This is a genomic window from Okeania hirsuta (assembly GCF_003838195.1).
GTDB classification, from domain to species: Bacteria; Cyanobacteriota; Cyanobacteriia; order Cyanobacteriales; family Microcoleaceae; genus Okeania; species Okeania hirsuta.
Genome location: NZ_RCBY01000227.1, coordinates 1 through 11,398 on the forward strand (window position 1 = coordinate 1; position 11,398 = coordinate 11,398).

Here is an 11,398-nt window from a genome sequence, read left to right on the forward strand (position 1 = left end):
TCAAATCCGGTAGCATCGGAGTAATTAAACCTGAATTTTCGGCCACCAATGGTACTGGGTTATAGCCTTGATTGCAAATTGCTGTGTTAAAAGAACTTGACAACGCTCAAACAGAATTTCTTCTAACTCTTCGAGGCTGGTAAATGAACGATTTGCGATCGGTTCATTAATTAGAGGCCATAACCTTTCTGCTGGTTGTAATTCAGGCGAGCTGGATGGCATACAAGTTCTGAGTTAAAGATTCCTTTGGGCTTGCACTTAGAGTATTTACCACCCTCTTTGAGGATGAATAGGACGTTCCAGATGCTCGCTCATCCACTGAGCTACTTTGGGTCCATTCCTTGAAGAAGGAGACAGCTATACTGGAGACAGGAGGAAAATTACATGGGGATTCGCTCCCCCAAGTAATGCGTGAACACGACCGTTGACGGTGGGGTATTAAACCCACAAAGAAAATGATAAACCTCCATCTACCGGTGGCTCTTGTAGTGCTTGCCATAGGAAAGCTTGGTCTATTTCTGAGAGTAAGGTCTCCGGCCCCTGATGTTGATGGCGACGATCTTTTAATCCATCAATATCAGGGGCCGGAGACCTTACTCTCAGAAATAGACCAAGCTTTCCTATGGCAAGCACTACAAGAGCTTGGTCTATTTCTGAGAGTAAGGTCTCCGGCCCCTGATGTTGATGGCGACGATCTTTTAATCCATCAATATCAGGGGCCGGAGACCTTACTCTCAGAAATAGACCAAGCTTTCCTATGGCAAGCACTACAAGAGCTTGGTCTATTTCTGAGAGTAAGGTCTCCGGCCCCTGATGTTGATGGCGACGATCTTTTAATCCATCAATACCTAATCGGTTATAGCGCCCTACAATTCTGTAAATTGAACCACGCCGATATCCAGTAACCTCAGCCACTTCTTCTACTTTGTGGCCTTTAGCTATCAACCAGAGGATTTGCCATCTAGTTCGTTCTATTGGGTCTTGAGTTTGTCGGTAGAGTTTTTCCAACTCTTCGATACTTTTGTGTGGTTCTAGCTTTAACAATCTCGGCATGGCGATCGCCCAACTCTTACTATTCATCCCTTAATTTATCAGGTTTAATTTTTTTATACCGATGCTACCGGATTTGATATGATAGAGTATAAATTTAAGAAATGCGGTCGGCTAGACCGTGAATGCCTGTGGATGAGAAACCGCCGACGGCCTTAGTAGAAGCAGGAAGTAAACATCGAGTTGTCACTTTATGCGACGCTTTGTGTCAGTTTTATAGAGCAGTGATTAAAGATGCGCGAAGAACAATCCAAAGATTTTTTAGAAGCAAGACCTTGGTTATCAGGGATTTGTGATACTCAAAGCACTGAGGAATTAAAAAATAAGTATGATGGTTGGGCTAAGACTTATGATACAGATGTCAGAAAAGATTGGTCTTTTATGCCTGGTAATATAGCAAGAACATTAAGCCAACTGCTTCCTCACAAAGAAACCGCGTTCTGGATGCTGGTGCTGGAACGGGTTTAGTGGGTGAAGCTTTAGCCCAACAAGGATATACAAATATTACTGCTGTTGATTTGTCAGAAAAAATGCTGGCGATCGCTAAAGAGAGAGAAGTTTACAAGGTTCTCTATCAGTGTAATTTAGAAGATTCCCAAATTTTTAGCAATTCAGTAACTTTTGATGCTATTATTGCAGCAGGAGTTTTTGCTTATGCTCATGCTGGTCTTGAGGTTTTAAATAATCTATTCTGCTTTTTAAAGGAGGAGGGAATTTTTTTGTTGACGATACGGGAAGACTATCGCCGTGAAATGCAGACAGCCTTAGATAAATTACCGTGGACATTAGTCAGTGAAGAGTATTTTCCTATCTATGACGAAGCCAAGTTGATGTATCTTCTGGCTTTCAAAAAGGAGCGATCGTAATGAAGAATCAAAGTATTGACAAATTAACTATATCTGAGCAAGAAACCTCGGAGAATAAAAGGTTTGTCAAAATATCTGACCGAGAAGATAGATGTGATATTCCTAAGTCGGCTTGGAGACCTCTGACAGAAAATGCCTACTTACAGACTTGGAAAGGGGTACTTCTGGAAAAAGACCCCATGCAAATTGCAGCTTATCCCATGCTGCTTTACGAGTTACAACCAAAGACAATTATTGAACTGGGTGCGCTCAAAGGGGGAAGTGCCATTTGGTTAGCCGATCAGTTGGAACAGTTTTGTATTAAAGGTGAGGTTTACTGTGTTGATAACGACCTTTCTCAGCTTGATATAAAAGCCAAAGGAGACTCTAGAATTCATTTTTTAGAAGGTGATTGTCGAGAAATTAATGCTGTTTTACCCACAGGGTTGCTTGTCTCACTGCCTCATCCTTGGTTAATTATAGAGGATGTTCATGATAATCTAGTTGGTATTCTTAAGCATTTTCATCACAATGGTCTGCAAACTGGAGATTACCTGATTATCGAAGACACCAATAAGTTCATGTGGGAAGTATGGTCTGATTGGGAAGACCAGGAATTAATTCAGCGAGGATGGTCTAAGCTTGATGAATTGAAAAGCTGGTTAATGAAGCATCAAGATGAGTACTTAATCGATGCTTACTATCAAGATATGTACGGTTATAATGCTTCAAAAAATTGGAATTCTATTTTGAAAAAAGCATGACAACAAATCAAGACAGACTAAATAGCGATTGTAAAATTCAGTTTATGCAAAATGAACGTTTTATCATTATCGATGGTAAACGCTTCCATTACACTTGGTTGCGCGACCATTGTCCAAGTCCTAAATCTCGCCATCAGACCTCTTTTCAGAGGCTTTATGACATTAGCGATAGTGTCTTACCCCCAAAACCTTTGTCGGTCGAGGAACGAGATGGACAACTAATTATTGACTGGGATGAAAACCCTCCTCACCGGAGCATTTTTTCTATCTCCTGGCTATTACGCCATGCCTACGATCCAAAACCTGCATGTTTCAGCAACGAGATTGTCTTTTGGGATAAGCTATGGCTTGAAGCTAATTCTCCAGATCGACCTGACACCCAATCGTGCAACTCTCAATTGTGGATAAATCAGTTATTTAAGCTCGGGTTTGTAATTCTACAAAACATAGCTCCTGAAAATTTAGATTCTTTTATATCATCCATTGGGCCGATTCGCAACACAGAATACGGTAAAATTTCGTCAGTGAAGGTAACCCCGGAAGCAAAAGACTTGTTTGCAACAGCTCACGGTCTTCCTCCCCATACAGATTTCACTTTCTGGCAAGGAAATCGCGTAGCACAGTTTCTATATTGTGTGGAAAACAATGCCTTGGGGGGTGATTCTATGGTTGTGGATGGTTTTCGCGTAGCTAATGATTTCCGCCAGGATCATCCCGACCACTTCCAGACTTTAGTAAAAACTCCAGTACAGTTTTGGTTGTATAACGATAAGCTTAAATATTTTTTCTGTCCCGAAAATCCAATCATCGAGTTAGATCACGAAGGTAGGGTTGCTGCACTCCGCTTCCACTATAAGAACTATATTCTCAATTTACCATTCGAGCAAATGGAATCTTTTTATGAAGCTTACTCAAGGTTCTTTAACTACTTGAAAAATCCTGATTACCAATACTGCTTCCGTCTCAAACCAGGAGAGTGTCTACTCGTGCAAAATTTTAGAGTCCTGCACGGGAGGACAGCTTTCGATCCGACATCGGGAAGTAGGGAAATAAAAACAGCATATATGGAGTGGGACTACCTCATTGGGCGAAGAAACTTTGAGCAACGAGAGTTTTACTTTGCTGAATAACCCCAGTTTCTTTGTGAACTTGAGGTAGCTTACTATTTTAGCTCCCTGTTGTGCTTATCTTAATGCCATGTTCCTGATATTTTTATCGCAAGAAGGTGAGACACTCCCGCTTACTAACTCTGACAAATTGTCAGATGGACTCATTTATAATTACTAAGAGGTTTTGACCTATGCAAAACGAAAATTTTGTACTCATTGAGGGGAAACGCTTTCACTACAGTTGGTTGCGTGACAACTCTCCTCAGTCTTACCATGCCAAATCTCTAAGAAAAATTTATGACATTAGCGATCGCACCTCACCGCCAAAACCTTTATCGATTCAGGAGCAGGATGACAAGCTAATAATTGAGTGGGATGAAACTCCGCCTCACCGTAGCATCTTTTCTATTTCTTGGCTGCTCACTCATGCTTACGATCCTCAGCCCCAAACCTTTGACCAAGAAGTTATCCTTTGGGATAAAGCTTGGCTGGCAGCTAACCCACAAAAGAAGTACGACTCTTCATGCGATCCTCAAACTTGGATGAGTCAGTTATTTACGCTGGGGTTTGTCATCATAGAGAACATTGCATCTGAAAATTTGGAGTCTTTTATCTCCTCCTTGGGTCCAATTATCCTGAATGAAGACGGAGAAAAGTTCTATACAGTAAAAGATATACCGACCGGAGAAAAACGCTCGTACCTGACTGGTGCTGCTCTAGAGCCTCATAATGCGTTTAGCTCCTGGGAGTGTTTTCCCTTAGCGAAGTTTCTCTATTGTGTACAAAACGAGACTTCGGGTGGCAAGTCGTTACTTGTAGATAGTTTTCGCATAGCTCAAGATTTTCGCCAGAATCATCCAGATTACTTCCAGATTTTGACAAAAGTCCCAGCACCTTTTTGGCGAATTGAGCGCAATCATCAATATATTTTCTTTCACAAACGCCCCATCATAGAACTCAATCAGAATGGCGAGATCGCAGAAGTCCGCTTTCATCATGAACAAAACTTTCTTCCCAGTCTACCATTTAACCAAATGGAAGAGTTTTATCAAGCCTACTCTAGCTTCCATCGCTACCTGAAAAATCCTGATTACCAATACAACTTCCGTCTCAAACCAGGAGAGTGTCAGGTCATTCAAAATTCTAGAGTAATGCACGGACGTTCAGCTTACGAACCGACTTCAGGAACTAGGCAGCTTAGGGCAGCATATGTCAACTGGAACTATTTGGTTGGACGAAGAAACTTTTATCAATACAAGTTCAAGCTGAGATTTGAGTAGAAGTTGACTTGGCGGTGACTCCAGAATTGTCTCAAACAATTTAAAAAATTAAGACCTCTGATAAATCAATGCAATCCATCGTTGAATGCTCAAAAAATGAACCCAAAATTGTGGCATTGTGGGGGGCACCTAGATGTGCCTCTACTGTCTTTGAAAAAACTTTTATGCAACGCTGCGATACAGTAGTTCTACATGCCCCCTTTGCCGACATCTATTATTTTAGTAAGTGGCGACGATCCACTAGCTTTGGGAATCGTCAGGATCGACAAAACTACGACATCAAATCAGCAGTTGAGGAGATTAAATCAAAGGTGGCTCCCCTAGTCTTCTTTAAAGACATGGCTTTTCAGGCACTTCCCTATATTGATAAGGAGTTTAAATATTTTCTTGGTTCAATCATTAATACTTTCATTATTCGCCACCCTCAAGAAACAATTACTTCACTTTATAAACTGTATGAAAACTTTACAGAGGAGGAGTTTGGCTTTAGTTCTTTGGATGAAATGTACAAAATAGTGACTCAAGAACTTGGACAGCAACCAATTGTAGTTGAGAGTAATCGCTTCCGACAGAATCCAGATAAAATTTTGGCTAGTTATTGCCAACGCATTGGGGTTGAGTTCGATCCTCGAATGTTGGGTTGGAACGATGGTAAATTGAAGCAGTGGGAGTCAAGAGACTATGAATTTCATACAAAATGGTATAAAACTTTAGAAAATAGTAGTGGAATTCTGCCACCAACGCAAGTTAAAATTAACATTTTTCCTGAGCATAGAAAAATGGTTGAGCGGGCGGAGAGGATTTATGAAAAGCTTAGTCGCTCCACAGTTTAATGGCTTTTGCTTTCTCTTAAACGTCAATTTACTCAACAGCAAATCCAGTATATTGGCGTTTATAAGGAGTACGATCATATGAAATACCTTTTAAACATTCAAACTTAACGTAATACTTGAGAAGAATAAACAGTCTTCTCAATCAAACTCAGGTGCCCAAACTTCCACCACAGGCAATTCCCAACCCGGAAGCAATTCCGGCACTTGCAGCACATCCCCATCCCCCAGCACAACTTTATCTCTATTAAGGCGATAAACTTCCATGGTGCGAGTTCTCGGATCGACTAACACCCCAACTTTAGTTCCCAATTCCAAAAACTCCTGTATCTTCTGACATAATTTAGTTAAACTATCCGTTTTAGATTTAACTTCAAACATCAAGTCAGGAACTAACTCCGCGTAACCTTCTGTAGTGGGAGGTAAACGTTCAGCTAGGATAAAAGAAGCATCGGAAGTGCGAACATCTCCATCTGCGTTAGGTAAACGAAAACCAGCACTAGAACCGGATACTCTACCTAATTTACGAGGACGTACCCAATTCCGAAGTTGAGCAGCAATTTCTATTGTTACTTCTTCAGATTCTAACCCTGAAGGACTCATAAAAATAATTTCTCCACTGACTAATTCCATCCTATAATCAGGATGTTGTACTTGTAGCTTTTCTAAATCTTTTACTGTTAAACTAGGCATTTTGAAAACCTCCTATCTGTATCTTTAATTGTATCTCAATTTCAAAATATAGAACTTTCCAGAATATCAATTACTGCTGAAACGGCTGTTTGAATTGCTCCTTGAACCGAAGCATGATTAATACCTAAATGTTCCCCGGCAAAGAATACACGGGGATTATTTATAGGATAAGGTTGACCAAGAAAAGGTTGATATTTTTCCCGATCGCCAGGGGCAAAATAGGCATAAGAACCAGAACCAAGATTATTATCTTCATCCCAGATACTATGAACAACATCATCAGTATATTGTTTAATATTGGGATGTAGTTGGGAAACTTCTTCTAAAGTTAAATCTGTTTTAGTTGACTCATCTAAAGTAACAAACTTTCTGGAATTATCTTCCCAACGATAAGCAGCAGTTAATACAGATGGCTGATAGGAAATATCTTTATTCTTAGCAACAAAATGAGGTTGAGAAAAGTTGTTTGAATCTAATTGAGCATTATCGCAAGGATACCAACACTTTTCAATATTTAAGTCCGTAAAACTGCCCCCGCCATAAATATTTTCTGCAAATTCCCAAGGACGGGCAGTACAGTGTAATAGAGTTTTACTAGAACTACAATAACCTAAATTGTTAATAGCTTCCTGTTGTTTACTAGGCAAAATAGGGTCAAAATTAATTCGAGCTAAAGCAGTAGTTGGAACAGTACAAATAATATAGTCAAATTCGGCAGTCTGTTGCTTATCCAACTTATTCCAGTCAACTAGAACCCCTTTATCTGTGATTGCTATATTCGTTACTTTTGCTTCAGTCTCGATTTTTCCTGATATTCTTTTAGCCAAAGCCTTAATTAAAATATCCATCCCTCCAATTAACTCATATTGTTCAACTTGATGCCAAGCAAAGAAGTCAATTAAACCATTTAATAGAGAAACTTTTTCATAATGGATTGCTCCAGTAGCATGACCTAGTAATTGAAAAGCATCGGGAGAAAGATGGTTGTGAAAAAATTCAGTAACTGTTAAATTATCCCATTTTCTAACTCGATCGCTGGTAAAAGTTGGCGCAAATAATTCCCATTTTTCCTGTTCGGAAAAAGAATCGATTAATTCTGACAATAACTCATCGTAAATTATCCCAGGATCTTTTTTTTCATCAGTGGTTAAATTGTAAACAGAAAACAACTCTTGATAACTATCTAAACAAGTCTTCTTTCCTCTCAGATAATAAAAAGCTGCAGGATTATAATTAATAAAAGGTCTTTTAGGTAACTTAAACTTATCTATATAGTGTAAAGTGCAACCATGACTTGCGGGAATTCGCATTGCACCCAATTCTCCATAAGTCCCGTCCCTAAAATAATGAGTTTTAATTCTTCCTCCCAAACGAGAATCAGCTTCTAATAAAGTAACTTTATGGTTGAGTTGACTTAGTTCGTAAGCACTAACAAGTCCCGCAATTCCTCCGCCAATAATTGCAACTTGTTTGCGAGTACCGCTCTGGTCGTAGGGAATAAGAGAACCAGGATGACTATACAAGCACTCAAAAGAAAATGGACAATCTAAGTCTAAAATTTGGTCGTACATTATATATTCGACTTGAATTAATTTTAATAAATCATTAAAAGCAGCATCGGTTTATCCCTCCTGAGTTAGTGCTAAAAGTAACATTAAGCTCTTCATCAATACTCTCATCCACGTTTAGAAGTCCAACAAGGGGGCAAGTTATTTGGTTTTACCTGGAATATATTGACTAACTACAGTAGCCAGATGGCCATTCGCCCGTACAGTAGCCAGTAGGAATAGCTTCAATATCATTTTTTAGGGTCAAACAATATTCTTTTTCTCAAAGATCAATCTGACTTCCAGCATTTTAGCTGACCCAATTATTGATAACATTCTTTTTTTAAATTGGTATTATATCAAGTTTCATTATTATTAATATAATTGCGCTCCTTCTAAACCTTAACTCTGATTATTTTAGTAAGCATTCAGCTATTGCTTTTTTCTCCTTTAAAGAGAATAAAGCTGATAGCTGACCGCTGTTTGCGCAGCATTCGGGAGGAAATACTTATTTATTTTCAGATAATTGTAGTCCGTAGAGATAAGCATATCTCCCCTCTTGAGCAATTAATTCTGCATGATTTCCCATTTCCACAATTTTGCCTTCTTCCAGAACTACAATTAAATCTACATCACAAATAGTTGAAAGTCGATGAGCAATAACCAAGCTAGTACGTCCTTGAAAAAGATTCTTTACAGACTCTTGAATTAATTTTTCTGACTCAGAATCTAAAGCTGAAGTTGCTTCATCTAAAATGACAATTTGAGGGTTTTTTAGCAACACTCGGGCGATCGCTATTCTTTGTCTCTGTCCTCCTGATAATTTCACTCCTTGCTCGCCAATAATAGAGTTATAACCATCAGGAAAACTCATAATAAAGTTATGAGCATTAGCCGCTTTTGCTGCTGTTTCAATTTCTTCATCTGTCGCATCTAACTTACCGTAAATAATATTATCTCGTACCGTACCGTAGAGCAGTAATGTTTCTTGAGGAACAATGCCAATATGCGATCGCAATGAATTTAAACTTACATCTCTTAGGTCGTGTTCATCAATTAAAATTCGCCCTTTTTTCGGGTCATAAAAACGTGCTGCTATTTTAGCAATTGTACTTTTTCCAGCACCGGAAGAACCTACTAAAGCTACTGAAGTTCCTGGTTTAATATCTAAGTTGAAATCCTCAATAACTAACTCTCTATCTTGATAACCAAACCCCACTTCTTCAAATTTGATATTACCCTGAATAGAGGTTAAATCAATAGCATTTTCCTTATCAATAACTTCCAGTTTAGTATCTAGAACTGAAAAAATATTTTGAGCTGATACTGTTGCTTTTTGAATCATGCTGATTAACCCACTAAACCGACTAATTGGTTTATTTAGAAGGGTGACATAACTCAAAATAGCTGTTAATTCTCCAATAGTCAAACTACCAACCATTACTCCCCAAGAAGCAAAAACTAATGCAATGACATTACCTAGTTTATTCAGGGTATTAATTACTGGTGTAGATATAGCTAAAAATCGAGTTGCCTGGAGGTTTTTCTCCATATAATTATGACTATATTCACTAAATCGGTCAATTTCATACTGCTCGTTACCAAAAGATTTAATGATTGTAATATTCGATATAGTGTCTTGTAAATGATTGCTAATTATCTCTCTTGCTCGATTCGTATCTTGGAATATTTTTTTGAGTCTTTTCTGAGTAAATTGTAAAAGATAAATTATCAAAGGCCAAGTCAGGGCGATCGCTATTGCTAGAAGCCAATTACTGATTAATAAATAAATAAAAACGACAATAAAAGCAAAACTATCAATTAGAATTGCGATTAAATTAGAATTCAGTAATTGCCCGACTATTTCTACATCTCTTCCCAATCGTAATATTAATTCACCAGTACGTTGATTTTCAAAATAACTAATGGACAAAAATTGAAGATGTTGATATAGCTTTATGCGAATACTTTTAATTGTGTTTTCTCCAAATATTTTTATCGCATACAATTGCAAAAAAGATAATATACCTCCTACTAAACTCATCAATAGGATAAGTGCTGCTACCCAAGGCAGCATATTGAATTCTTTTGCGGGAATAATTACATCAATAACATAGCGATTAATTTGGGGGACAAAGAAAGTAATAAATGAGGCAATTATTGTTAATAATATGCCTAGTAAAAACGGTGTTTTATATGGTAAACCATAGCTAAATAGGCGCAGATATAAATTCTGGGATTCTACTTTTTCCTCTGATTTTTCTATGTTAACCTGAGTTGGAATTTTGTCAATAGTATTAGATTTTGTCATGTCTCAAGCTAATAGGGTAAAGTTGCTCTTCTTATTTTATACTTCCTATTATAGATAATAGGTTAAAGGTTGCTACTGAAGGGGGGCGGGTAATGGTAAATTAATGTCATGTATCGAGATTCTAGAAAAAACCCGCCCCTACAAAATTTCCCACTGATAACTGATAATTGGACTTTGGACAAAAAGAAAAAGTGGTTAGCGTAAGTATTACACTAACTAATCGGTGATTGTATTAGAAATCAAATCTGGAATTATCTTCGTTTCTCACATTATTTATCATCCTGAAGATCATAGGATGGGTCTGGTTCAATTTCTCCACCAAAACAAATATCTAAATAACTTTCTTGAAGGGAATGAACAACTCTCTCCAACTCATCAATAAGATTCCTTCGAGTCATTTTTTCAGCAGACAAAACCTTTATCCATTATCCTAATCCAATTAAAGGAAATAAACCCATTAGTATTGGCCATTCATATTCAGTTATATGTGCTTTACCAGAGGGAATAGCAACAGGTAATGTACCTTGGGCTGTTCCCTTATTAGGAGAAAGGGTTCCCTCGTCAGAAAAGGCTACTAACATTGGTAATAAACAACTGGAAAAAATCTTTAACACTGGTTCTTTCTCTGGAGATAAGTTATCAGTTTTAGTGGCTGATAGTTTCTACAGTCAAAGAGATTTTATTGGAGAACAAGTGAAGCAAAATAACTTTGACTGTAGAAACTATCAGCCACTAACACTGGTTCTTTCTCTGGAGATAAGTTATCAGTTTTAGTGGCTGATAGTTTCTACAGTCAAAGAGATTTTATTGGAGAACAAGTGAAGCAAAATAACTTAGTTACTGTGACCAGAATCAGAAGTAATCGAGTTTTTTACCGTCAATTTATCAGCAAAAAAAAACAAAAAATTACTTCAGGACATCCTCGTTGGTATGGAGATAAGTTTGACCTGAAAGATGAGAATACTTGGC

13 protein-coding genes and 1 pseudogene are annotated in these 11,398 nt (G+C 38.0%); 8 read left to right on the forward strand and 6 right to left on the reverse strand.

The window, feature by feature from the left end; translation table 11 throughout:
• Positions 1-24: 24 nt before the first annotated feature.
• Both D5R40_RS25865 and D5R40_RS25870 read right to left on the reverse strand, forming a co-directional pair.
• Positions 25-222: pseudogene (locus D5R40_RS25865) on the reverse strand (IS630 family transposase); the annotation flags it as partial.
• Positions 223-438: 216 nt separating this feature from the next.
• A complete protein-coding gene (locus tag D5R40_RS25870; protein WP_124155438.1) occupies positions 439-1,080 on the reverse strand; it encodes a helix-turn-helix domain-containing protein in 642 nt (213 codons plus the stop codon).
• Between the two features lie 204 nt (positions 1,081-1,284).
• Between D5R40_RS25870 and D5R40_RS25875 the strand changes: the two genes are divergently transcribed.
• The 6 genes from D5R40_RS25875 (at position 1,285) to D5R40_RS25900 (ending at position 5,881) form a co-directional block, all read left to right on the forward strand.
• The gene (locus tag D5R40_RS25875) at positions 1,285-1,518 is read left to right on the forward strand and encodes a hypothetical protein (RefSeq protein WP_124144954.1); all 234 of its coding nucleotides are present in this window, start codon (positions 1,285-1,287) and stop codon (positions 1,516-1,518) included.
• On the forward strand, positions 1,518-1,916 hold the full coding sequence (locus D5R40_RS25880; RefSeq protein WP_240038950.1) for a class I SAM-dependent DNA methyltransferase: 399 nt from the start codon (positions 1,518-1,520) through the stop codon (positions 1,914-1,916). The genes D5R40_RS25875 and D5R40_RS25880 overlap by 1 nt, the downstream gene beginning before the upstream one ends.
• Positions 1,916-2,659 carry a CmcI family methyltransferase gene (locus tag D5R40_RS25885; protein ID WP_124144952.1) on the forward strand — a complete coding sequence of 248 codons (744 nt, stop codon included), beginning with the start codon at positions 1,916-1,918 and terminating at the stop codon, positions 2,657-2,659. The genes D5R40_RS25880 and D5R40_RS25885 overlap by 1 nt, the downstream gene beginning before the upstream one ends.
• Positions 2,656-3,789 carry a TauD/TfdA family dioxygenase gene (locus tag D5R40_RS25890; protein WP_124144951.1) on the forward strand — a complete coding sequence of 378 codons (1,134 nt, stop codon included), beginning with the start codon at positions 2,656-2,658 and terminating at the stop codon, positions 3,787-3,789. The genes D5R40_RS25885 and D5R40_RS25890 overlap by 4 nt, the downstream gene beginning before the upstream one ends.
• A gap of 170 nt (positions 3,790-3,959) precedes the next feature.
• Positions 3,960-5,048, forward strand: coding sequence for a TauD/TfdA family dioxygenase (locus D5R40_RS25895; protein ID WP_124155439.1), 1,089 nt, complete (start codon positions 3,960-3,962; stop codon positions 5,046-5,048).
• A 68-nt stretch (positions 5,049-5,116) separates the two neighbouring features.
• A complete protein-coding gene (locus D5R40_RS25900; RefSeq protein ID WP_124144949.1) occupies positions 5,117-5,881 on the forward strand; it encodes a sulfotransferase-like domain-containing protein in 765 nt (254 codons plus the stop codon).
• Between the two features lie 138 nt (positions 5,882-6,019).
• Here the strand turns inward: D5R40_RS25900 and D5R40_RS25905 are convergent, their stop codons facing one another.
• The 4 genes from D5R40_RS25905 to D5R40_RS36060 all read right to left on the reverse strand — a co-directional run bounded on the left by D5R40_RS25905 (position 6,020) and on the right by D5R40_RS36060 (position 10,842).
• Positions 6,020-6,571, reverse strand: a complete 552-nt coding sequence (locus D5R40_RS25905; protein WP_124144948.1) for a Uma2 family endonuclease — start codon at positions 6,569-6,571, stop codon at positions 6,020-6,022.
• A 41-nt stretch (positions 6,572-6,612) separates the two neighbouring features.
• Positions 6,613-8,142 carry a flavin monoamine oxidase family protein gene (locus tag D5R40_RS25910; RefSeq protein ID WP_124144947.1) on the reverse strand — a complete coding sequence of 510 codons (1,530 nt, stop codon included), beginning with the start codon at positions 8,140-8,142 and terminating at the stop codon, positions 6,613-6,615.
• Between the two features lie 484 nt (positions 8,143-8,626).
• Positions 8,627-10,429: an ABC transporter ATP-binding protein gene (locus D5R40_RS25915; RefSeq protein WP_124144946.1), complete on the reverse strand. Its 1,803-nt coding sequence runs from the start codon at positions 10,427-10,429 to the stop codon at positions 8,627-8,629.
• Positions 10,430-10,698: 269 nt separating this feature from the next.
• A complete protein-coding gene (locus tag D5R40_RS36060) occupies positions 10,699-10,842 on the reverse strand; it encodes a hypothetical protein (protein ID WP_161564961.1) in 144 nt (47 codons plus the stop codon).
• A gap of 49 nt (positions 10,843-10,891) precedes the next feature.
• Here D5R40_RS36060 and D5R40_RS42875 point away from each other — a divergent pair, with 49 nt between their 5' ends.
• Positions 10,892-11,203, forward strand: coding sequence for a transposase (locus D5R40_RS42875; RefSeq protein ID WP_375339410.1), 312 nt, complete (start codon positions 10,892-10,894; stop codon positions 11,201-11,203).
• Positions 11,203-11,398 (forward strand): transposase (locus D5R40_RS41455; RefSeq protein ID WP_161565072.1); only part of this gene is annotated, 196 nt, incomplete at its 3' end. The genes D5R40_RS42875 and D5R40_RS41455, both read left to right, overlap by 1 nt.